The sequence below is a fragment of the uncultured Thiothrix sp. genome, from assembly GCF_937873765.1.
In the GTDB taxonomy this organism is placed as follows: domain Bacteria; phylum Pseudomonadota; class Gammaproteobacteria; order Thiotrichales; family Thiotrichaceae; genus Thiolinea.
This window is the reverse complement of the sequence record NZ_CALMZC010000038.1, coordinates 166241-189226: the sequence shown is the minus strand read 5'-3', so window position 1 is coordinate 189226 and position 22986 is coordinate 166241. Positions and strand designations below refer to the sequence as shown.

16 protein-coding genes are annotated in these 22986 nt (G+C 49.9%); 5 read left to right on the top strand and 11 right to left on the bottom strand.

Going from position 1 to position 22986, the window contains the following annotated elements; all coding sequences use genetic code 11:
• Positions 1-148: 148 nt before the first annotated feature.
• Positions 149-2959 (bottom strand): FAD-binding and (Fe-S)-binding domain-containing protein, encoded by a 2811-nt coding sequence (locus Q0307_RS11105; RefSeq protein WP_298660520.1) that lies wholly within the window; start codon positions 2957-2959, stop codon positions 149-151.
• 181 nt (positions 2960-3140) lie between these two features.
• Here Q0307_RS11105 and Q0307_RS11100 point away from each other — a divergent pair, with 181 nt between their 5' ends.
• Positions 3141-3887 carry an FCD domain-containing protein gene (locus tag Q0307_RS11100; RefSeq protein ID WP_298660518.1) on the top strand — a complete coding sequence of 249 codons (747 nt, stop codon included), beginning with the start codon at positions 3141-3143 and terminating at the stop codon, positions 3885-3887.
• 13 nt (positions 3888-3900) lie between these two features.
• Positions 3901-4428, top strand: a complete 528-nt coding sequence (locus tag Q0307_RS11095) for an acyl-CoA thioesterase (RefSeq protein WP_298660516.1) — start codon at positions 3901-3903, stop codon at positions 4426-4428.
• Here Q0307_RS11095 and Q0307_RS11090 read toward each other — a convergent pair.
• Together Q0307_RS11090 and Q0307_RS11085 are read right to left on the bottom strand one after the other, a co-directional pair.
• Complete coding sequence (locus Q0307_RS11090) at positions 4425-5342, bottom strand: pseudouridine-5'-phosphate glycosidase (protein WP_298660514.1); 918 nt, start codon at positions 5340-5342, stop codon at positions 4425-4427. The genes Q0307_RS11095 and Q0307_RS11090 overlap by 4 nt on opposite strands.
• Positions 5343-5349: 7 nt before the next feature.
• Positions 5350-6279 (bottom strand): PfkB family carbohydrate kinase, encoded by a 930-nt coding sequence (locus Q0307_RS11085; RefSeq protein WP_298660511.1) that lies wholly within the window; start codon positions 6277-6279, stop codon positions 5350-5352.
• Between the two features lie 282 nt (positions 6280-6561).
• Between Q0307_RS11085 and Q0307_RS11080 the strand changes: the two genes are divergently transcribed.
• The 3 genes from Q0307_RS11080 to Q0307_RS11070 are packed head-to-tail and all read left to right on the top strand — an operon-like array spanning position 6562 to position 9386.
• Positions 6562-7332, top strand: coding sequence for a (Fe-S)-binding protein (locus Q0307_RS11080; protein ID WP_298660509.1), 771 nt, complete (start codon positions 6562-6564; stop codon positions 7330-7332).
• Entirely contained in the window at positions 7325-8746 is a 1422-nt protein-coding gene (locus tag Q0307_RS11075; protein ID WP_298660507.1) for a LutB/LldF family L-lactate oxidation iron-sulfur protein, read from the top strand. The genes Q0307_RS11080 and Q0307_RS11075 overlap by 8 nt, the downstream gene beginning before the upstream one ends.
• A complete protein-coding gene (locus Q0307_RS11070) occupies positions 8739-9386 on the top strand; it encodes a lactate utilization protein (protein WP_298660505.1) in 648 nt (215 codons plus the stop codon). Before Q0307_RS11075 ends, Q0307_RS11070 begins: the two co-directional genes overlap by 8 nt.
• Here the strand turns inward: Q0307_RS11070 and Q0307_RS11065 are convergent.
• From Q0307_RS11065 to Q0307_RS11030, 8 genes are all read right to left on the bottom strand, one after another.
• Positions 9383-13234, bottom strand: a complete 3852-nt coding sequence (locus Q0307_RS11065; RefSeq protein ID WP_298660503.1) for a helicase-related protein — start codon at positions 13232-13234, stop codon at positions 9383-9385. The genes Q0307_RS11070 and Q0307_RS11065 overlap by 4 nt on opposite strands.
• 8 nt (positions 13235-13242) lie before the next feature.
• Positions 13243-13830, bottom strand: a complete 588-nt coding sequence (locus Q0307_RS11060) for an RloB family protein (protein WP_298660501.1) — start codon at positions 13828-13830, stop codon at positions 13243-13245.
• Positions 13823-15082: an ATP/GTP-binding protein gene (locus tag Q0307_RS11055; protein ID WP_298660498.1), complete on the bottom strand. Its 1260-nt coding sequence runs from the start codon at positions 15080-15082 to the stop codon at positions 13823-13825. Before Q0307_RS11055 ends, Q0307_RS11060 begins: the two co-directional genes overlap by 8 nt.
• Positions 15083-15171: 89 nt before the next feature.
• Positions 15172-18360 (bottom strand): DUF1156 domain-containing protein, encoded by a 3189-nt coding sequence (locus Q0307_RS11050; RefSeq protein ID WP_298660496.1) that lies wholly within the window; start codon positions 18358-18360, stop codon positions 15172-15174.
• A 134-nt stretch (positions 18361-18494) separates the two neighbouring features.
• Complete coding sequence (locus tag Q0307_RS11045) at positions 18495-18650, bottom strand: hypothetical protein (RefSeq protein ID WP_298660494.1); 156 nt, start codon at positions 18648-18650, stop codon at positions 18495-18497.
• Positions 18626-18925 carry a hypothetical protein gene (locus tag Q0307_RS11040; RefSeq protein WP_298660492.1) on the bottom strand — a complete coding sequence of 100 codons (300 nt, stop codon included), beginning with the start codon at positions 18923-18925 and terminating at the stop codon, positions 18626-18628. Before Q0307_RS11040 ends, Q0307_RS11045 begins: the two co-directional genes overlap by 25 nt.
• Positions 18926-19146: 221 nt before the next feature.
• On the bottom strand, positions 19147-19752 hold the full coding sequence (locus Q0307_RS11035) for a hypothetical protein (RefSeq protein ID WP_298660490.1): 606 nt from the start codon (positions 19750-19752) through the stop codon (positions 19147-19149).
• Positions 19749-22982 carry a DUF499 domain-containing protein gene (locus tag Q0307_RS11030; protein ID WP_298660488.1) on the bottom strand — a complete coding sequence of 1078 codons (3234 nt, stop codon included), beginning with the start codon at positions 22980-22982 and terminating at the stop codon, positions 19749-19751. Before Q0307_RS11030 ends, Q0307_RS11035 begins: the two co-directional genes overlap by 4 nt.
• Positions 22983-22986: the final 4 nt, after the last annotated feature.

Below are 22986 nucleotides of genomic sequence, written 5' to 3'. Positions count from 1 at the left end.
ATCGCTTAAGTTACTACCGCTTTAGTGGCTCTTCAACTCCTCTGGTGCATGACCGGCTATTTAAAATAGTTAGCAAAGCACACTTAGCAAGCTTATCAACGAAATACGCAGTAAAGCTCTGCGTCTTCGTCCAATATAAAGCCAAACCCTACCCCAAACACCGCTCCACCAAATACGCCACTGACCGATACTGCCGCCCACTATGCAAGGTCAAACCAATCTCACAAGTACGGCTATTACTAACCCCCTCATGGCAGCCTTCCGGCAATTGCTGTTTCAAACGCGCCAACGCCGCTGCATTCAATTCGGGTGTCATAAAACCTTTATCACCGCCAAAGCCACAACAGCCCTCTTCCTCTGGTTCAATCACTTGCGGGGCGCAGCGTTTGACTAATTCGCGTAAAATTTTATCCAAGCCCATTTTGCGCGCACTACAGGTGATATGTAGAGCAATCGGTTCATCTTGCGGTTTCAGGGTCAAATGCGGCAATAAGAACTTGTGGATAAAACCAGCGGTTTCATAAAAATGCATCGGTTTAGTCGCGCATTCAATCAAACGCAAAGTACAGGGGCTGGTATCGCAGACAATCGGGTATTTACCCTGCTCGCTGGCCTCCCACAAGGCAGCCTCTAACTGAGTCATCGACTCAAGCGCCTGATCCGGCAAGCCTTTACTCGCGAAGGGCAAGCCGCAACACAAGCTGCTGACCACTTTGGGGGTAATAATTGCAAAACCCGCTTTTTGCATCAGACTTTGCATGACCTCGGGTAAATCACGGGTTTCAGAATCGCTAACCGCTGTGCCCATGCTGCGCGTAACGCAAGCTGTAAAATAAACCGCTTGGCCATTAGAACCTTGCGCTTGTGGCACTGCCGCTTTAGCGCCACGTGGCATAGCATCGTGCCAAATCGGTGAGCGGTCGCCGGTAAGTTTGCTAAAGCCTTGAGTAATGCGTGTGAAGTTTTCGTTACCCAACACTTTGCCTTTGAAGGCCGCTGCATTCAGGCCAAAACGAGTCATTTGGGTAATGGGTGCAATATGAGTTTGCGCATAACTAGCGATTTTCTTCGCCGTTGCGCCGTGTTGTTCAGTTTTAAGTGCTCGCACTAACTCACCGGTATTAATGCCGACCGGACAGCGCGTAGAGCACAGCCCATCAATGGCACAAGTTTCTAAACCTTGATAAGCAAAGGCTTTATCCCAAGCCTGCAAGCCTACTTGGTTTTTACTGGTTTTGAGGCGTGCATGCTCCCGCCATGCCACAATGCGTTGGCGTGGAGTCAAGGTCAAATTGCGGGAGGGGCAAACCGGCTCACAAAAGCCACACTCAATGCAGCGATCCACCAATTCATGCGTCGCAGGCATGGGCTTGAGATTTTTAAGATGAATCGCCGGATCTTCATTCAAGACTACACCCGGGTTAAGCAGATTTTCAGGGTCGAATAAGCGCTTAATTTTCCACATTAGCTGATAAGCATCCTGCCCCCATTCCAACTCGACAAAGGGTGCCATATTGCGTCCCGTGCCATGTTCGGCTTTAAGTGAGCCGCCGTATTTCACTGCCACCAGTTGCGCCACATCGTCCATAAAGCCAGCATAACGATCCACTTCTGCTGGGGTGCTGAAATCTTGGGTAAACACAAAATGCAGATTACCTTCGAGCGCATGCCCGAAAATCAGTGCTTCACTGTAATGGTATTTGGCGAAAATCGCCTGCAAATCACGCACCCCTGCCGCCAATTGCTCAATCGGGAAGGCCACATCTTCAATAATCACCGTCGTTCCCACTGGACGCACTGCACCGACCGCAGGGAATAAGCCTTTACGCACCCCCCAAAGTTGCGCGTATCGCACAGGATCCTGAGTAAATTCGGCAGGGAATAACAGCGTTTGAGTGCTGAGGATAGTGTGCACTTCAGCAATTTTTCTGGCCAACTCCGCTGCATTGGGTGCACGTACATCAATCAATAAAGCCGCCGCATCCAAATTCAAGTCCGCTAAATTAGCAGGCATACCCGCCTTGCCCTGTACCGAGCGCAAACCCGCGCCATCAATCAATTCCACCGCATCAACGGGCGCTGGTTTCAAGGCAGTCACCGCTAAACAAGCGGCTTCCACATGCGGGAACAATACCAAAGACGTAGCTTTATGTGGGTAGTCAGGCACAGTGTGATATTGCACCGCCGAGATAAAGCCCAGCGTACCTTCTGAACCAATCATTAAGTGGGTGAGAATTTCCAGCGGGTCAGTGTAATCGACTAAGGCATTGATACTATAACCAGTCGTATTTTTCAGGCGATATTTATGGCGGATTTTAGCAGTGAGTTCAGGATTGGCTTGGACTTCAGTCGCAAGTTTGGTCAGCTCATTCAAGAGTGGTTTTTGCGTATTCAGTGCGGTTTGCCGCCCCGCATCAGTGCGGGTATCTATCACCGTACCATTCGCCAAAACCACTCGCATCCCACTTAAGGTGTGATAGCTGTTTTGCGCCGTCCCACAGCACATACCTGATGAATTATTCGCGGCAATCCCACCAATTTTACACGTATTCAGCGTTGCAGGATCAGGACCAATTTTGCGCCCAAACGGCATTAGATATTGATTCGCCTGTGAGCCAATAATGCCCGGTTGTAAGCTAATTTTTGCACCTGCGTCTAGTACCTTAAATTCACGCCAGCTATTTAGCTCCAGCATGACTAGCACGGAATCGGTCACCGCTTGACCCGACAAACTCGTACCTGCGGCACGGAATGTTACTGACACCTGATGTTCACGTGCCAAACGCAACACCCATTGCAACTCATCCTCGTCTTTTACCTTCACTACCACTTCAGGAATCAAGCGGTAAAAACTTGCATCTGTGCCATAAGTGAGGCGATGAAACTCATCATCTAGCACACGCTCTGCTGGCAAAGTTTGTAGGAGGTTTTGGCAAAAGGCTTGGTGGGCAGCGCTCATGATTATTGATACTCGCAACGGCATACTTAACTCTTTACAGATTGGTAATACCAATTTATGAAGAGACTGAGGGCTAATTTAGCATAAAAACTTGGTCAAATGCTAATTAAGCATTAGTCTTATTCATTGCAAAGTTTAAGGAAAAACACTATAGTTAATTGGTATTACCAATTAACTGATTATGAGCACAACTAAACCGCGTAAAGCCACCCAAGTGGCAGAACATTTAGGGCGCTTACTCGCTAGTGGTCATTGGCCACTAGGTACACGCCTACCTGCAGAACGTCAACTGGCTGAACAACTAGCGGTATCGCGCCCCTCAGTACGGGAAGCCTTGCAACAATTGATTAGCAAAGGCATGTTAGAAAGCCGTGTAGGGGGTGGTACTTATGTATTAAGCAGCAAACCTATTGGCTTTAGCGACCCACTCTTGACACTATTTCGTGAAAATCCTGAATACCGTTTTGATGTCTTGGAGATTCGCCATGCTCTAGAGGGAAATGCCGCTTGGTATGCTGCTCTACGCTCTACAGATGAAGATAAGGAACGCATTCGAGTTTGCTTTGAGCAGATGTTAGCTGTACATGGTGATCCAGACCCGATGCAAGAAGCGAGGGCTGATGCTAGTTTTCATTTAGCGATTGTGGAAGGCTCGCATAATTTAGTGCTTTTGCATGTGATGCGTAGTTTGTTTGATTTACTACAAAACAGTATCTCACATAACCTCGATAAGCTTTATACCCAACCGCGGGTGTTTGAACCCTTAAGCCAGCAACATCGTGAACTGATGGAGGCAGTGCTTGCTGGTGAGCCAGAACGCGCCCGCCAAGCAGCCGAACAACATTTAGCATTTGTAGAAGATTCGTTAAAATCGATTGATGCTGATGAAGCGCGTAAACTACGCTCCTTGCGGCATTTATCCCGCTAACAGAGACTTCTCGATGTTTCCTTTTTTCAGATTATGGCTAGCCGTACAAAAAGCTAAACGCACACCCAGCTTGAACTTAGATGAAACCTGTATTGTGCCAATGCGTGTCACGTTGGGTGACTGCGACCTATTCATGGAAATGAATAATGGGAGGCATTTGACCTTGTTTGATATTGGCCGCTTTGTGTTCTCAGTGCGTACCGGCTTATGGCATGAAGTGCAGCGTAATAAGTGGGGTTTTGTGGTCGCCGGTAGCAGTGTACGTTATCGCAAACGTTTAAAACCTTTTCAGAGATACGAGCAGCATACCCGTGTGCTAGGGCATGACGAAAAATGGTTTTACTTTTTACAAACCCATCAAATCGGTGCAATCTGGTATTCTTCAGCTTTAATTCGTACTGCCGTGGTCGAGAAAGGCAAAATTCTTCCGACTCAAACCATTTTAGAGGTAATGAAGCGACCCGACTGGCAACCGGAACTACCCGAGTGGGTGAAGGCATGGATTGCCACCGAAACTTTGCGGCCTTGGCCAGATGCTTAGCGCACTAACTCACAATAGGCCTTAGCAATCGCACTAGCAAGCCGTGCATTATTCAGCACCAGTTGAATATTCGAGGCCAAACTATCACCCCCTGTCAGTTCACAAACTCGTGCTAATAAGAACGGAGTAGCTTGCTTACCCCCAATCTTTTGTGCAACAGCCTCAGCTAAAGCTTGCTCAATCGCGCTGTCAATGGCAGAGCTTGGCAGCGCATATTGCTCAGGAATGGGATTAGCGATCACCATGCCACCCTTCAAAGCCATTACCCATTTCGCCGACATAACTTGTGCAATACTGGCCGCATCATCCAAACGGTAATCGACTTTAAACTGACTACCACGAGTGAAAAACGCGGGTAGCTGTTCGGTTTGATAACCAATCACTGGTACGCCATGCGTTTCAAGATATTCGAGGGTTAAGCCCAAATCGAGAATCGACTTCGCACCAGCGCATACGACCGCCACCGGCGTTTGCGCCAATTCCTGCAAATCCGCAGATACATCAAATGACGTCTCAGCACCACGGTGCACCCCGCCAATTCCGCCGGTAGCAAACACGCGAATTCCCGCCATTGCGGCAATAATCATGGTCGACGCCACGGTAGTCGCCCCCGTTTTACCTTGTGCGACTATCAAGGGTAAATCGCGCCGACTTACTTTAGTAATGCTTTGCCCACCTTGACCGAGTTGCTCGATTTCATCCTTATTTAAACCTGCTTTAAGGCGACCCTTAATGATGGCGATAGTGGCAGGAATAGCACCATTCGCTCGTACTTCCTGTTCGACCTTAAGTGCGGTTTCGACATTTTGTGGGTAAGGCATACCATGCGAAATAATCGTGGATTCGAGTGCGACCACGGGCTGATTGGCAGCCAAGCTGGCAGCGACTTCGGGATGAATATCAAGGTAGTTCATATCGATCCTAATGAATAATTTGCATCGAAGAGTTTAACAACTGCATGACGGCTGCAACCGATAAACTCGGGCAATTAGCTTGCGCCACACCAACTGTCAAGGCTGCACAGCCTTGGGCAAAACGCGCTGCGTCTAATAAAGAATAGCCACTTAAATAGCCATAAACCAGCCCCGACATTAGGGCGTCGCCTGCCCCTGAGGTATTACAGACTGTGACGGGTAGCGGTTTTACCCAGCCTTGCTCATGTTGATTGGCACAGTACAGACCGCGCTCACCCAAACTCAGCACAATATTAGCTACACCTTGTTGCAAAAACCAAGTTGCTACAGTGGGTGCTTGATCATCGGTTAGTGGTATCCCAGACAAATGCTCAGCTTCCAAGCGGTTGGGTTTAAGGGTATGAATCTTAGCTAACTGATTCCGAATCTTTGGCGCTTTTTGCACTGAAACAGGATCAATGAAAATGGGGGCTAATGTAACTTGCTCGAATAAAGCATTTAGGCAGTCTTGCGAAAGATTGGTGTCTGCAACAATCAAAGTTGCTTGCGTTAGGAAGGCTTGTTTTTCGATGAGGTAAGCGACGGTCAAATGTTTCAGTACCGCCATATCATTGACCGCAATACTCAAATCACCTTGCAGATCATTGACTGATACATACATCCCCGTGCACGCATTAGGAACTCGCAAAACGTCCCCGACCTTAACACCTACCTTATTAGTCTGCTGCAACAAGGCTAGACCATTTGTATCTTCGCCGACTGCACTGATCAGGTGACAATCTAAATTTAAGCGTGCAAGGTTTTCGGCAATATTACGGGCGACGCCACCAAAGTTGGTGCTGATCGTGCCCCGATTAGAATCGCGCCCCAGCCCCACGCCATTGGGTCGAGCACTAATATCAAGATTAGCACCGCCGATAGCGACTACATAACCCACTACTTACCCTCCTACTGCGTCTTTAGTAAAACACGATACAGGAGGGAAATAACTAACTCAATCAATGCTACGGCTTCAGCAGTTTTTAAATTGGTCTTACCAATAAATAATTTTACTTATAAAACAAGATTTATAATTCGCTTAAAATCATTGATTTAGTATATAAATACTTGTCATAGCTTCTTTTCTATATTACAGTTAAAATGGTAATACCAATTATTCATCACATTTCAAGCAATCAAACAGCCGTCACTAAAGAGTTAGGAGTGAGAGCATTAGCCCATGAGTCAAACCACAAACCCACCTAAGCCCGATACTATTTATTTCTTTGGCACCTGCCTGATTGACCTGATTTACCCGAAAGCAGGGGTTTCTGCCGTGCAACTTTTGCAACGCGAAAGGGTAAAAGTGATTTACCCGCAAGCACAAACTTGTTGCGGTCAACCCGCATGGAATTCAGGTTATCGGGATGAAGCGCGTCAAGTGGCACGCGCGCAGATTAAGTTCTTCCCAAAAAATATTCCGATCGTGATTCCTTCTGGCTCGTGCGCGGGCATGATGAAAACCCACTACCCCGAATTATTTAAAGGCGAAGCGGATGAAGTGGAAGCTTTAAACCTAGCAAATCGAGTGTATGAACTCACTGAATTTCTAGTGGATGTTCTAAAGGTTCAATTGCAAGACTTAGGTGAAGCCGTAGAAGTAGCAGTGCATACCTCTTGTTCAGCACGCCGTGAAATGGGAGTGGCGGATAAGATTGAACAGTTACTCGGACAACTTTCCAATGTGGACGTGAAAGAGCAAGCCTATAAAACCGAATGCTGCGGCTTTGGTGGAACCTTCGCCATCAAAGAGCCGGAGATTTCTGCCGCAATGGTAGCGGATAAAACCCTGCATATTCGTGCTACCGGTGCAACGCAGCTGGTGAGTCAAGATTGTGGTTGCCTGATGAACATTAGTGGTGCGTTTGCTTATCAAGCACAGCATGAAGGCAAAGCCGCTCCAAAAGCGCAGCATATCGCCGAATTTTTATGGGAGCGTACGCATGGCTAAACCTACCGAATTCCGCATCGATGTCGAAAAAGCTTTAGGCAAAACCGAAGTGCGCGCCCATTTCCGCAAGGCAATGGATACGCTGATGACGAATCGGCGCAACCAGTTTCCCGATGATGCCGCCCTGCAGGCCTTACGCACTCAAGCTCAAGCGATTCGCGCTAATGCTTTGAGCAAATTGCCAGAATTGTTAGAGCAACTCGAAACTAACTTAACCAAAAACGGCGTACAAGTGCATTGGGCAGAAACCACCGATGAAGCCAATCAAATCGTGCTAGGGATTATGCAAAAACATCATGCTCAGTCGATTATTAAGGGCAAGTCGATGGTATCAGAGGAAATGGGTTTAAACCATTTTCTGGAAGAACGCGGGATTGAAGCACTCGAATCGGATTTGGGTGAATTCATTATTCAACTGGATGGCGAAACCCCGTCGCACATCATTATGCCGGCGATTCACAAAAGCAAAGAGCAAATTTCCAAGCTGTTTCATGAGAAGTTTCCCGATATTCCTTACACCGATAATGTCGATGAGTTGACCGCCTCCGCGCGACGGATTTTGCGCGATAAGTTCTATGCAGCTCCGGTCGGTTTATCGGGCGTGAACTTCGCCGTCGCGGAAACCGGCACACTCTGTTTGGTGGAAAATGAAGGCAATGGACGCATGTCGACTACCATACCACCGGTACATATTGCGGTAACGGGTATTGAAAAAGTGGTCGAGAAACTCAGCGATATTCCTCCACTGCTCAGCATTTTGCCACGCTCAGCAACCGGTCAGCCGATCACTACCTATTTCAATATGATCTCAGGGCCACGCAAAGCGGATGAAAAAGATGGCCCGACCGAGGTACATTTGGTACTACTGGATAATGGTCGCTCACGCATTTATTCCGACCCTGAGTTATTGGCGACTTTGCGTTGCATTCGTTGTGGTGCCTGCATTAATCATTGTCCGGTCTATGTGCGCATTGGCGGGCATAGTTATGGCACGGTCTATCCGGGGCCGATTGGCACAATTTTAGAGCCGCAAAAAGAAGGCTTAAAAGTGCATGGTGAATTGATTCAAGCCTCCTCGCTATGCGGGGCTTGTGGTGAAGTCTGCCCGGTACGCATTCCGATTCCAAATATTATCAATCGCTTGCGCCATGACAGTGTGCGCAAAGATACTGAAAATACCCCTACCCAAGATGCGGGTACACGCCGCAAACCACTCGAAGCAGCGATTTGGCAAGCATGGTCATGGTCGGCGAGTCACCCAAGCCTATATAACTTCGGCGGCAAAACCGCGACTCAATTACGTGGCCTAGTCCCGAATAACTTAGGTGCTTGGACAAAGGTACGCACTGCCCCAAAACTCGCCGAACAAACCCTGCACCAACAACTCAAAGCTCTAGGAGTCGACCATGAGTAATGCCCGCACCGCTATTCTTCAGCGCTTAAACTCTGTCGAGCGTCCCGTGGTAGATGTGAGTGCTCGTGAATCATTGAGTGTAGTTTCTTGGGATAAAGCTGAGTGCATCCACCGTTTTACTGAACGTATGCAAGCCGTACGTGCTGAAGTACACCGCTCAGATCGTGGCAACTGGCTAGATAAAGTCGCCGAGATTTGCAAAACCAAAGGTTTAAATAATCTGCTGCTCTCCCCTAAGACTGAATGGGGACAAGTCATTACCCAAAACGCGGCACAATTTCCACGGCTTAAACATTACGAACGCAGCATTGAGGATTGGAAAGAGGAATTGTTTTATCAAGTCGATGCGGGCTTAACTTCGACTTTGGGTGGGATTGCAGAAACAGGCACCTTAATACTCTGGTCTAGCCCCGATGAACCCCGTACTTTGTCGCTAGTACCCCCCATTCATATTGCGATTTTGGACACGGACAAGCTATATACAACGTTTGCCAAAGCGGTAAAAACGCAGGGTTGGTTAGAACAGGGTTTGCCTACCAATGCGCTGTTAATTTCAGGGCCTTCGCGCTCGGCGGATATTGCGCAAGTATTAGCGTATGGGGTGCATGGGCCTAGGGAGTTGGTGGTGGTTTTGGTTTAAAACACTTCCACGGGATTCCGTTCTAACCGCTGGATAAGTTCTGTCCCAGTTAATTGAGACTTGGTTTTCCTAGTTTTTTCCACCAAACGGTATCCTGCCTCTAAAGCTGCGTAAGCAATGGGCAATGGTGTTTCTATCCAACCATTACCATTTGCCTGCCAATGTGGCTGTACCAAGGTAGCATCTTGCGTGTGTCGTTTTAACGTAGCGGGCATATCGGATGCACGAAAACTGGCATTCTGCTGTTTGCGTCTATCCAGCAATGTGGCTATTTCTCGCAGCAAATCCGTGGCAGTGTCTTTGGCTTTGCTGTATTTCAAACGGTCTTCCAGCAGTTTTTTCAGGACGAAATTATTGATCACCCGTTGTGCCAAGCCCTGTGCCTCATTCACTTGATCCAGTTGCTTGAGTCTGTTGTATTTATTGGCTTCGTCCTCTGCCTGCCGTTGTAGTCGTTGCTGAAAGCGTTGTAGCGCATCATCGGTTGGTGGCACATCGCTCCAATGCAGACTATCAATCTGTTGATAGCATGTGAGTAATTGTGCTTGCACCGAACCATCAGGCTGGAGGGCGTTAGCAACAAGACCACACAGCGTTACATTTTCCATCTCACCCTTTATCACGGTAATCGCTGGGATTTCTGTATCCAACGTACACAAATACGTTATTAGCTGTTCAAATACAGGAACGCCGTAACTGGCAAAATGTAACCACTTGGCTTCTTTATCAAACAACGCACGGTCTACGGTGATACAAGTACCATCAGGAATGCCATTGATACCTTGTAAGACCATGTAACGCTGGCAGTCGCTAAGCTTACAACCCAAATGCCGTAACCACGTAGAACTCACTAATGCTTCCCAGATTTGCGTCAAGGTAATCGGCATAGGAATATTCGTGTACTTGTCTTCAAAGCGCAGGTAGGTTTCATACAAATGACTGGCAGGAGTTTCGAGTAATTGGTGGTGGGCTTTTTGCTCTTTAGCGCGTTCTAAAGCACGTTTTTCCAGTTCTTTTTCGGATAGGCGCTTTTCTGCTAACTCCTGAAACTCTTCAACAGTCACGGGTAACAGCGAAAACTGTTGCGTGCCAACCACCAGCCCGGCATCCTGCAAACGCTGCATCAGCCGCTCGTACACGAATTGTTCAGCGGAATCGGCATAACACAAGTTGACCACGTAAATGTCGTTATGGCATTGCCCAATCCGGTCGATACGTCCAATCCGTTGTTCAACCTTCATAGGATTCCACGGCAGATCATAATTAACCAACATATCCGCCGTTTGCAGGTTCAAACCTTCCGCCGCTGCATCGGTACACACCAGCAGATCAATCTCACCCTCAACAAACATACGCTTGATGTGTTCACGCTCGATATTCACCATGCCTTGGCGGGCTGAGTCGTAATAACTGCCACCCTGTCCAGAGTAAGTACCGATCAAAATACGCGGATTAACCGTCCGCAAACGCTGCACAATATCGGTCAAGGTGTCATAGAAACGGGTAAAAATAACCACTTGCCGGAAACGATCCGCTGCTAATTGTTGCTTTTGGAGCAAGGTGAATAGGGTTTGCGTCTTGGAAGAAATCGGTGATAGGTCATCCACAACTACCAATAATTGCTCCAACTGTTCGCGCTCCCAACGTAAATCATTAGGCGTACGGTTGCGCAATAACAGGGCAATCGCTTCTTCATCCAATTCGCCGCCTTCCAACAATAAATCCTGCATTTCATCCACATCTAGCGGCTCGGCATTCTCACGTAACTGTTGCAGCAAGGTTTGTTTGACCCTCCCTAAACGCCGTTGCAAGGTGAATTTGAGTGCCAACAAACTGGAGGCAAACCGTAAGCGCAGGAAACTGAGGTAAAAACCTACAGCAACTTGCTGGGTCGTTTGGTTGGCATTGTTGCCGAGTTGCAGTCGCAAACCCTCGCAATAGGTTTGCAATAACTGGTCAACACGGGCTTCTTGCTCAGTAAACACAATACGCGGCGGTGCAAGCACATGCCGTTCTGCCAAACCAGCGGATAGCTTGCCGTTGCTACGGTAAATCTTCAGCAAATCACGGGTATGACGCAACATCACCCGTGACAACGGGGCCGCGGCGAACAGCAACTTAGGCAGCGCGGGTTTATCCAGCGGTGATGGCTCTAACCCCTGCTTGCGCCAGCTCTCGATGGAAAGCCGTGCCATCGGGCTAACCACCACCTCATGCAAATAACGCCACAACAGTGGGTCAGCTCGCTCAATCGCATTAACCGAATGGCGCAACAAATCCCGTTCTTGTACTGCGAGTGACTGATTGGCAGCGAGGGCAGCGGTGAGCTGGTAATACTGGAGCATCAAGGCGGGATCATATTGATACGCGCCCACCCGTTGGGAGAGTGCAATCAAATCGGCCACTTCGACCGGATGCAACTGCATCGGGGTTGCCGTTGCCAAGAGTAAACACTGCGCCTTACCCCGTAAATGTTCGCTGATGGTTTTATACAAATTATTGTATTGCGGGTAGCCTCTCACCCCATTACGGGAGTTGGAACGGCGGGCATAGTGCGCTTCATCAACTAAGGCGATGTCAAACGTTTGAGCTTGTTTGAGGTTGGCTAAACGTTCTTTGCGCACCATCAAGCCAGTGGAGACAATCGCCAAATCAGCCGCATACAAATGTGGAATCGTTTGCTGGGCTTGGGGTAACAGGGTTTCAGATTGCAAACCACTGGCATCAGAAGACACCCGTGCAAACGGCAACAGGAACTTGTTAGCCATTTCGCGCTGCCACTGCTGGGTCAAACTCGCGGGAGCAGCAATCAGGATGCGTTTGGCGCGACCACTTAAATACAGGGAGCGGAATACCAAACCTGCCTCAATGGTTTTCCCTAAACCGACTTCATCACACAACAGGAATGATGACGGATAACTGTCAATCAAGCGGCGAGCGACCACATGTTGGTGAGGCCACGGCTCAATCGGGGCGGTGTACATGCCGACGTATTCACCACCGGGCATCTTGGGTGCGTGACGAATAAACTGGAAACGTAATTGCTCGATGAATGGCATTTGGCGCGGTGGGACGGTGACAGGTTTTACATCCAGCTCCACTGGCATTTTCACATGCTCGGAAAAGCGCACCAGTTTTTCACGTACCGCCTCAGGCATGGCGATGACACGGAATGCCGGATGTTGGTTATTCCACAAGGCAGCAAAATCTTGCTCTGCACTGGCGATAATTTGGCGTTCTTTGTTGCCTTGCCAACTGCCATCCAAGCGAATGTTTTCCGCATTGAGTTGCAAGGCGGTTTGCGATTCATTCCATGAACCCGTGGCGTAGAGGCAATTGCCAGCGGTGTCATACGCCAATGCCCATTTTTCGTGAACATAACCATCGGCAGTGGAGTCTAGTGCGAGTGCTTGCCCAGTTTGGGCGTGTAAGCGCAAGGCAACGCGGATTTCTAAATGCCCATGACGCACCATCCATGACAGCAACTCGATACCGTGTTGGGTTTGCTCAGGCCACTGTTCGGGGTTTGCCAACTCTGCCAGCAAGGCATCATCCAGTTTAGCTTGGCTATTGAGGATAGCTTGCACGTCTTTGGGGTCAAGATCAGCCCCAGCAATCAAGCGCAATTGCCCAGCACGTTGCACAAACGCGGAAAAACCACGGCTTGCCAGTGCCAGCGAACTGGAGCGGAAATAGCCAGCCACCCGATCATAGCGGACTGCCCGCTGTAATAACGGCAAGTAAAACTCGCGCAGAATGTCTACCGGCTTGCCGCTCTGGGTCAGTTGCGAGGTTTTGTACTCGTATTGCCACGGGTAATCAGGCAAGAGTCCGGGGTTATTTTCCATATTTCTCTCTAAATATTACCCGATAAGGTGCTTTCCAGAACAGCCATTAAATGGTGTAAATCTGTGCAAGGATTGGCGTGTTGTTGCTGTGCCAACCAGCGAGCATTTTCGCAAGCTGAGGGTCGTTTGGGCATCAGTACGTCACAGGCACAACCCTTGGCATAGTGTTGCCAATGCTGTTTCAGGCGTATTTCTGTCTGGCGGCAATCAGGCATGGCAGCATCGGAGCGTTCAAAATGCAGCAGTAGCCACAGTTCAAAACAGGGTATGGAAACAAATCCGCGAATGGCTTTATCGGCTTTATCAAGTTGCTGGCGTGCCCGTTGCATTTCTTCCGGCTTATCACCATCAAAGACGCAAAACACATGGTCATAATCCCCCGTCTTGTGGCGTTGTTTGGCTTTTTTGACCAGATTTAGCGGGTCGGATTTGCTGGTGGCTGGCTCAATCTCCAAACGCAACTGCGGGCTGCGCAATACCTGCCGTACTGCTTCAAAGTAGGCTTGCTCGGTTTGCCCTTCGCCAATGATCAAAATGACCTTGTTCGGTTTACGTTGCCCAACTTTGCGTTTGAAGACGGTGGCGCGTTTAGCCATGTTGCCACCGAGGTTCGCTCACAAAAGGGATTGCCCCGTAACGACCCAACAAGTAGCCACGTTCTACGGCCTCATGCTTGCGTGGGCTGAACTCCAACAGTGAATATAACCGGGTTGCCCCTTGCTTTTTCTCCACAAACCAAATCTGGTCACGGCGTAATAAAGCCGCATCCAACAGCGCTGTATCATGGGTGGTGAAAATCAATTGAGCATTGCGGGGATTAGAGGCTGCACCGAATAACTTGACCAGCATTTGTACTAAATGAGGGTGCAAACTGCGGTCAATTTCGTCCACCAGCAAGGTCGCTCCCGAGTCTAATGCTCTTAACCATCCGCCTGCGAACTCAAACAATTTGCGCGTTCCGTCAGACTCATCGCCAAAATCAAACTCGACGGTTCTACCATCGGAACGCTCACGGATACTGACAATTTTTTGCCACTTGGGTGGTTGCGTTTGTTGAAAAGGCGCTTGAATGAAGGTTAACGGCAATACGGACTGTTCTTCCATATCACGTAAATCAAGGGATTGAATACCTACATCCGCAGCCGACAAGATCGCCATCAGTCGTGCTTTATCCACCTCGGATACCATGCGCTCCAGACTCAAAGCGGGGTTAAAATCTGTCTTGCCCGGTACAATCACAATGAGTTGTTGGGTGATCCAGTGGAAAACAGGTTTAAGCTGGCTATTGTTGAGTTGCACGGCGGTTGACAGGAATAAACCGTTGGTACGGGTTGAGGTCTGCCATAAATGCCGCTGCCGCTTCTCCCCTTTGAAGTGAGAACCAAATTTCCATGACTCTTGACTCTCGGCATCAACAGCACGGGTATACCAGACTTGCGGGCGGCTCTGTGGCCATGCGGTCAATGCTTCGTAGAGTACACGCTGGGCAGTGGCAGCAACTTCATATTGATAACGCACCCCCTCCAGCAAAAATACCAAGGTAAAGCGTGTCGCTTGGGTGTCTGTTTCCTTATCCAGCCGATAAGGGGTGATCCACGGCAACGCTTGCCCCTCTTGCAACAAAGCGGATACGTTTACCATCTGGCGTAGCGATTCCAACGCCAACAGCAAGTTGCTTTTGCCTGCTGCATTCGCACCATAAATCGCTACCTGACGTAACAATGCGCCGCGAAAACCCGCATCCACCACCAGATTTTGGCTTAACCCCGTGTCGTGGCTGGCAACCATCGACAAGGTTTGTTCCTCGCGGATGGAACGGAAATTACCGACGCTGAATTGAATGAGCATATTTAGCACCTCCAAGCAATTGGAGGCTCAATTTTGCAGTAAACAAGCAAAAATAGCACGTTAATTATCTGTAATCGGTCACTTCCCGGTTATGATTGGCACAACCCAAACACAATCGCCCGCGCCTCATTGCGCAGTTCTGGCTTCTCGGCTTCTTCGCCCCAGACGTGCAACAGGTCAAGCAACAGCGTGGTGTTGCCGGGGCGATGTTCGTCCAGATAGGCGCGTGCAACAGGTATGTCACCTGCGCGGTATTTAAGAATAAGACCATGCAACACATCCCAATCCGACTGGGGTTTGGCAAGGCGTTGAGGGTTGCGCTCTTCGGGTTTAGTGAGGCGCAGTTTTGAACCGCTTTTAACCAGTGGAGCGGCGTAGCCTTTGGCTTCGGCGGCTTGCCCGGATTTGGCGTTGCCTTTGCTTGCGGTGTTGTAGCCGATCATGCGGCCTTCGACGTTATAACCACCGGTTTTGCTTTCGAGGGCGATATTGAGAGAGCGGGAGAGATTCATCAATTCGCTGTAGCTGATGTCGTTATGCCCCCAGATGCCGTAGGTGGTAAGTGCCAAGGCGGTTTCGGTGTCGAGGTCGTCAACCTGAATGCGCCCGTCGGTCATGCTGCGGATTTGGTGGGCGGCAACCACACGGCTGGCTTCGTTCATGGCGCGAATCGGACTGACTGATTCGTCGCCGTCCATAACTGGCCAATGTTCTGATAATACCTGCAAGGCGCGTCCGTAGCAGGCGACCATTTGGTCAACGGGGTTGAGTTTGAGCGGGGCGAATTCGTGCAAGCCTTGTTCGACGGCAGTGCGGATTTTGCTTTGTACGCCCGTGCCGCCCAAGCCTGTCCACACGGCGGAGAAGTCGCTGAGGGTGGTGCGTTTGCGGCAGGTGATGAAGATGGAACTGGCAGCGGCGGCCATGTCTTTTTGGTGAGTCGAATAGCTGCTTTCGGATTCTACCGGGAAGCTGGCAGTAATCACCCAACCCGCTTCAATCAGCGAACGAGTCAGTGTTTCCCACGCATCTTGGGATTTGTGGGTAAACATTAAGGTCATTAAACCTGCGTCTTTCAGCACGCGGCGGCTTTCGGCGAAGATTTCTCCCATCAGCTTTTCGTATTGCGCTTTGGCAGCTTTGGCAGAACCATCGCGGGTGGGGTTGGCAACCGCCTCTTCACGCTTGTTGGTCAGGCGCGGCCATTGAATTTCAGGGTATAAATCACTGAGGGAACGTTTTTGCCAAACGTAGTAATAGTCTGATAGTTCGGCGTATTGCACATTGTCGTAATAAGGCGGGTCCATGCACACCAGATCAACGCTTTGTGCGCTCACTTCGCCCATGTAAGCGGCCGTACCATTGATGATTTTGACGGGGGGCTTACCTTGGTAAAGGCTGTGTACGGGTTCAAGCAGCCCAGTGAGTTCCTTGTAGGCTTTGCTGGCTTGCTCCATGCCCCAACGTGCGCCGGAATTGATGCCGCTGTAAACCAGTTCGCCGTATGTCCATTTTAGCGAAAAATCATGACGACCAAATGTGCCAATAATGACACCGCGCCCAAAATGCCAACGAGTTTGCTTACTGTTGTAGTCGATAATTTTATCCATACCAAACTGCAAGTAAGTGATGACCGCCCGCCCTTTTTCCGCGCCTAACGCCGCTAGAATCTGCGGTTTGAGGGTTTGCAAGGCTTCCATCATGTGCAGATGCCCCAATAGCTGGCGGTCATTGAACATTTGGTAGAAGTGGGTCATGCCGTAATGAATCGGGCGCATGTCATTGCCCTCCGGGAATTTTTCGGTGGGAATCAATCCCAACTGGTCAAAATGATCCCATTGGGCTTTGAGCGCGGCGGATGCGTGTTCCAGTGCCGTCAAATCGGCTGGATTCGGTGGGCGGAAGAAGCGGATTTTTTCGGTTTTCAGGTTGCCCTTGCTGTCGTATTGCGGCTTGCCGTGTTTATCGAGCTTGGGTTGGAAGCGCACGGCGACGACGGCGTAGAGTTCATCTTGCCATGTGCCGTGCTGCGATTCGCCCCGCGCTTGCGCCTTGATTTCATCGCCATCCACGGCTTGCTTGCAATGCACACATTGCCCAATGCCCCGGCTGACAGTGGCATGTTCGGGGTCTTCACCGTTGGGGCCTTTGCCTTTTTTCGCCTGATAGGTTTCAAAGTGATAGCGAGCATCCGCGCCTTTGCCTTGGGTGACGATCCGCACGCCCCACGGGTCGCCCGCTTCTTTGGAAAGCCAACTGGTGTTCAATAGCGGTGTCTTCGCTCCGCAACTGGGGCAGGTGACTTGGCGGCAGTAGAGGTAAGTCATAACACTTTCCTGATTGAAATCAGTTATCAAGTGTTGATCATGCTCAAGACACCGTTGTAATTTATTCAACTCTGCATCGTTCAATGTGCCGTGATCATTGAAAAATTGGGCTAAATTCGGCTCTGTATCCTCAAGCAGTTTTGTGCTCCATTTTCTGATTTCAGGCAACAAAGCTTCGCCATAACGAGCAGGATAATCGAGCGTGGCATATAGAATCGTAGTTGCAACAGGATTTAGTTCATTAGCAATCACTTTGTGACCAAGACGCAGAGCCTCAAACGGAATTGAGCCACCACCAGAGGTTGGGTCTAAAACGACAAACTCACTAGGAACGGGTCTATGATCATTTTGATAGGCACGATCATAACCATATAAGTTCGGAACACGAACGCCCAGTTCTTTACCTAACACCATGAGTTGACTGAACCATGCAGGATTCGCCATGCGCCGTAAAACGGATAGCCTTGACCCAATAGCTAATTCGTTTACAGCAAAGCTGACACAAAGTGCCTCCCACTCCTTGATAACTGCATGATTAGCTAAATCAGGTGATAGTCGTTTGACCTCAGCAATACTGGCTAAGTCATCTAAACGCCGTTGAATTTCCTTTTTGAAAAGGTTATTTACTTTTGATGTAACGTTGATGAACTCTGTAGAGCCTGCTTTTTCAACCAGATCAAGCAGCTCACCGGATAATATCCAAATAACACCCTTTACTTCTGTGTATTTCTGCTCAATACCCAAATCACGTACAAAAGTACTCACATCCGTATCCGCAGGCAACAACGAAGCTGCTACCGCTGCCCGACTTGGGGTCAAGGGGCGACGCGCCCACCACACATGCAGGTAATAAATCGGCGGTAACATATTACTCGCGCCACGTTCGCGCTGGGTTTCAGCACCGACTTGATGGCAGGGAAAACCGGCTTCGATCAGGCGTGTATCCGTCATGGGAATCCTTTGGGAGGTCAACAATGGGGCAAGTCTATACAGACTTGGTTAAACATTTTCAAGGTGAATTTGTGCAAGGATTTCAGGAGAAATCCCTCCGAGCCTCCCTTGTCAGGGGAGGAGCAAGAACAAGGCTACAGCCAATTTTTTTGTTGCAAGGTATTCAGGGCAATACCAATCTGGCGCGGGGTAAATTGTTTTTTGTGGTCATTCCAGTTGTGGACGTAACGCACCACCGCATCCGGTGACTGCACACCCTCATGTTTCACCACCCAATGGACGGTTGCCAATAACTCCAAGCCAAAGGGAGATTCAAACCCCCATCGGCATAACCTGAAATCAGATGCCCTTCAATCTCATTCAGGACATGGCGCAAGTTTTCTGCATAAGGTCCGTAAGGTGCTTTCTTGTAACGCAAACGCAGCGGCTCACCCACTTCCTGCATAAAATACATGAGCTTGTGGACCTCCAGCAGCGTCACAAACGGGTCAAGCAGGCCGTCAAGATAGCGATTCATTAACCCTACAAGGGCGGCACGTCCGGGGGTCATGTGGATATTAGTCATCGGAATCCTTACAAGAAGGCAAACAATACACTAAGCCTATACAGACTTGGTTAAACATTTTCAAGGTGATTTTGTGCAATCATAGCTACACTATGCTGGCGGACAAGCGTGAGGTTAGTAGAGGCTACTGTACTAGTGGACAGCCCGAATGGGTGGGATACTCGAACTCAGAGTCTGCACCTGTTTCAATGCCCGCGCACTATGCGGGCATTTTTATTTGATCACCGCAGTTTTTCCAACATACGCTCAATGCCTGCGTCCTGATTGCCATGCCCCGCTAGCATAATGCGCAAGCCGGTAATCGCCCAACGATTGGCATCGGCACTGAAGCTGGTGGTACGCGAAAGCCAGTACGCTGCTTCTTCACGACTAAAGCGCATAATCCGCCGTGCCATCAGTTCCACCCGATCCGGGTTTGTCACCCGCTCTTGCAGGCGAAACAATAAAGCCAGTTTCGCACCAGACTCTTCATCCAGCGGCAGGTTATCGCGCAGTTGCAAGCCTTCTTGGGTGAAGAAACGTTGCAAATCCAAGGGAATACCTGCTTCATCACACACGGGTTCTAACATGCGCCGCAACACAGGGGTCAGACGCTTCAGGTTTTCACCGTAGATATAGCCACGATCTTTCAAGCTGCGGCTTTTGCGGGTGCTGTCATCTTCAGCAGTTTGTTCGCGTTCCAGCCGTTCCTTGATAACAACCACAGTGCCGGGGTAATCCGCCCACTCGGTCAAGCGCAACACAAACGGGGCTTTGCGCCAACGGTTTTTCAGGCGTTGCTCGAACAATTCGGCAACTGCCAGTTTTTCAGATTTCTTCTTGCTCATTTCGCCTGCTTAATCAAATCCATAAAAGCGCAAGTCTCCGGTGGTTCGTGAATGTCCACTTGTGCTTGGGTGTCTTGCCCCAGCCGGGTGACATTAGCTAATACTTCAAATAATTCCGTCAGCTCTTTCATCTCCTTGGGCGACACATTCACCAAGTCGATATTCAAACTGCCACCTTGAGAGAGCTTGAGGTTAAACAAGCGTAGTATATCCACTTTGGTGCTAGCACCTCGGCTATAAAGTGACCCAAGGCGACCAAGGTTCTGATGCAAAGTTTGAGCGAGTGCGGTACTGGTCAGCGTGAAGCAGCGGCTTTCTGCTTCCACCCAACCTTTTTCAGAGGCGGCGGCAGGCGTAATGAGGTGGTCTTCTGGATGTACTTTATGGAAGTAAGTTTGCGCCCCCGTCAGCAATTCCGGCTTTTCCTCACCAATACCGCCCCCCTCAAAGTCACGGTAGGTGTAAGCTTTGCCTTTCTGAATCACGTGATCGACCGCATCCAGTACCGTCTTATCCTGCATCGCGCCATGTTGTTGTTTGACGGCTGCCACCAGTGCGGCCACCGTCGTGTGTTGCTGTTGTCTGATGGCATCACTCACCCATGTTTCTACCTGTTGCGGGTCTGGTTCGGCCTCTGGATTCCAGCCACGCTGCAATGCACCCGGCATGGATACCAGCTTCCAGCCAGTTTGCTGCCAATCCACATCCATCGGCAGTGTGCCGGTATCACGACTATGGAAATGTTCCGGCTTGGAGGCTTCGCTACTCTCAAAACGGAACAGACACCAATGCCCCTTTTCCACCCCAGCCCGCAAGATGCTTCCCAACACATTGCGATTTTCGAGGATAGGCCAGCGACGGTTTTGCGCAAACTGCTCACGGATTTGTTGCACGGAGGGGGTTTGCCCCAGATTAAAGAAAAACTGTGCCAGTTGCAGGAGAATCTCATGGGTAGCGGATTTCTCTTGGGTAATCAGCTCACCCTCATCGGACAAGACCCGCAGTATCTCCGCATCAACAGCAGCCCCCCCTTCACCCCCGGCCTGTTTGATAGTTTTCTTGGTCATTGCACCAGATGCACCGGGAAAATAAATGGCATCGTAGGCTTGCGAAACAGCGATTTGCATATCCATTTCACGCTTGCGCAAGGAATCCTTGAAACCACTCTCGAGTAACTTAGCGGCGGTCATGCCGTAATTTTCCGGGCGTTGTTCCAGTTTACGCATGGCAATCACGGTGCGGGCGATGTCTTCCAAGCGCTCCATACGGCGGCGTGCATTCTGATTGCGGTCAATACCCCAGACCTCGCCTTCCACTTGCACACAGTCTGGCACGAGCAGAAAAACATAATTTTGCTGGATGCGTGGTTTGCCATCACCGCAAGAAATAATCATTTGTTCGGCATCAATACGCTTGGCATCTAACCGAATCAGTGCCAAAACAGGAATGTCTTGTTTGTCGGCAATATCCTGTGGTGTTGCCACATCCTGAGCCACTTTGAAGGTTTGGCTGTGATGGCTGACCACTTTGCGGCTGACGGTATTGAGATGTTCACTGATGTCCTCAGCATTCAAACCTTGTTTGATGGTGCTGACAATTCGCGCTTCTGTTGGGTCAGTGTGGGCAAAATAACGCCCCTCTTTATCCCGCAGATAATACGCTTCAGTAGTAATCGCTTTTAACGCCGTTTCGACTTGCGGCGGTGTCATGTTCGGCATCGCAGTTTCAAACAGGGCTTCCGATAGCGTAACCCCGAACACATTAGAAGCCAAACCATCGGTGCGCCCCACCAAGCTATGCAGGAATACCACTTTCCATGCCCATTCATAGAGGGGCAAACCATCAGGATGCGGATTACGCCGATCCAGCATCTGCGCTACAGCCACCCCCAAATCCAGATTGCCACTGTCTGCCCCACCCACATCAGCATTCAAAACCGCCATCAGATCACTTGCACCTGTGCGACCGATCAATTCATCCGCCACTTGTGGGTTGGCTAATGCCAAATGGCTAGTGTGGATCAAAGGCAATGCGCGTTTCGTTTGCCACAAACTGCGGATAGCCATCGCCAAGACACGCAATACGCCACGAGTGCCGTGAAAGTTAGGTGCAGTCGCTAGCTTGTCAGTCAAAAAGCGGATAAAGCTGGGGTGGAAGGGGTAGTTATTGACAATCACCTGTGCAAAATCGGCACGGTTGGCTTGCTCAGGCAATTGCGCACCACTTTTCTGGTACATCGCCATGTAACTTTGCGCGGTTTGTGTTGCCGCTTGCGTGTCAATGTGGGTAAACAAACGTCGTGCTAACACCCGTGAAATTTCGGCGGCACGGACAGGAACTGTTGAGGTGGCATCACGGGAGACGACACTGAGGATGGTATTACCTGCTTTTTGGGCTAACGCTTCGGCCTCATCTTGATCGACTTTTCTGCCTAATGTTTGGCTCAAGATGCCCGCTAGCATTCCTGTTTGCTGCCGGAATGCGTCCTGTTGGCTGGCGAGCGTGACAACTACTGCAATATCGGCATGAGTGCGGGCATAACCTAACAACGCCATCAGGAACGCGCCAAGCTGCTCACCACCGCCTAAATGGGCTGCTTCGTAACGGGTCGCGTATTGGGCAAGTTCGTCCAGCATGATCAGGACTCTACGCCCCACAAACAGCCGCTCCAGAAAATACTTGCCGGGAAATGCCGTCGAGGTGACTTCTTTGAGGTTATGGCGGTAGAAACCTTCGCCCGCGAGCCGTAAAGCGATCTCGCCCCACAGGGTATACGGCAGGATTTGCTCACCGCTGGGTTCAATCACCGGCATTTCATCGCAAGCAATGCCTACCACCGCAATTGCCCCTTCGGGTTGCAACAAGTCGCTACTAATCACCTCCCGCGTGGCATCCGCAATGCTTCGCCCCCTGTACGCCAAATGCACAAGGGAAATCAGCGTATGGGTTTTGCCACCCCCAAAGCCTGTTTCCAGACGGTGGATAGCGGGTAAGCTGTTGTCGCCCGCTAAGCGCCCGAATACATCGCCGATGACTCGACGCAAGCCTTCCGTGGGGAAAGTAGCTTCTCGAAAAAAGAGTTCCGCATCGGTATAAAGCGTGTCAGTGCTACTGTGTCTCCATTGATAGGCTTCCATGACCTGACTAAGTGATGCGGTGAAAATTTCCGGGTTAAATGACCCTGCAATAATGTCTGGACGTGGGGTGCAGGTAGCCAGAATGGACTGCATGGGG

Excerpts from the sequence above, each read along its gene's own strand:
- Q0307_RS11105 (WP_298660520.1), bottom strand. The coding sequence starts at position 2,959 with ATGAGCGCTGCCCACCAAGCCTTTTGCCAAAACCTCCTACAAACTTTG.
- Q0307_RS11100 (WP_298660518.1), top strand. The coding sequence starts at position 3,141 with ATGAGCACAACTAAACCGCGTAAAGCCACCCAAGTGGCAGAACATTTA.
- Q0307_RS11095 (WP_298660516.1), top strand. The coding sequence starts at position 3,901 with ATGTTTCCTTTTTTCAGATTATGGCTAGCCGTACAAAAAGCTAAACGC.
- Q0307_RS11090 (WP_298660514.1), bottom strand. The coding sequence starts at position 5,342 with ATGAACTACCTTGATATTCATCCCGAAGTCGCTGCCAGCTTGGCTGCC.
- Q0307_RS11080 (WP_298660509.1), top strand. The coding sequence starts at position 6,562 with ATGAGTCAAACCACAAACCCACCTAAGCCCGATACTATTTATTTCTTT.
- Q0307_RS11075 (WP_298660507.1), top strand. The coding sequence starts at position 7,325 with ATGGCTAAACCTACCGAATTCCGCATCGATGTCGAAAAAGCTTTAGGC.
- Q0307_RS11070 (WP_298660505.1), top strand. The coding sequence starts at position 8,739 with ATGAGTAATGCCCGCACCGCTATTCTTCAGCGCTTAAACTCTGTCGAG.
- Q0307_RS11065 (WP_298660503.1), bottom strand. The coding sequence starts at position 13,234 with ATGGAAAATAACCCCGGACTCTTGCCTGATTACCCGTGGCAATACGAG.
- Q0307_RS11060 (WP_298660501.1), bottom strand. The coding sequence starts at position 13,830 with ATGGCTAAACGCGCCACCGTCTTCAAACGCAAAGTTGGGCAACGTAAA.
- Q0307_RS11055 (WP_298660498.1), bottom strand. The coding sequence starts at position 15,082 with ATGCTCATTCAATTCAGCGTCGGTAATTTCCGTTCCATCCGCGAGGAA.
- Q0307_RS11050 (WP_298660496.1), bottom strand. The coding sequence starts at position 18,360 with ATGACGGATACACGCCTGATCGAAGCCGGTTTTCCCTGCCATCAAGTC.
- Q0307_RS11040 (WP_298660492.1), bottom strand. The coding sequence starts at position 18,925 with ATGACTAATATCCACATGACCCCCGGACGTGCCGCCCTTGTAGGGTTA.
- Q0307_RS11035 (WP_298660490.1), bottom strand. The coding sequence starts at position 19,752 with ATGAGCAAGAAGAAATCTGAAAAACTGGCAGTTGCCGAATTGTTCGAG.
- Q0307_RS11030 (WP_298660488.1), bottom strand. The coding sequence starts at position 22,982 with ATGCAGTCCATTCTGGCTACCTGCACCCCACGTCCAGACATTATTGCA.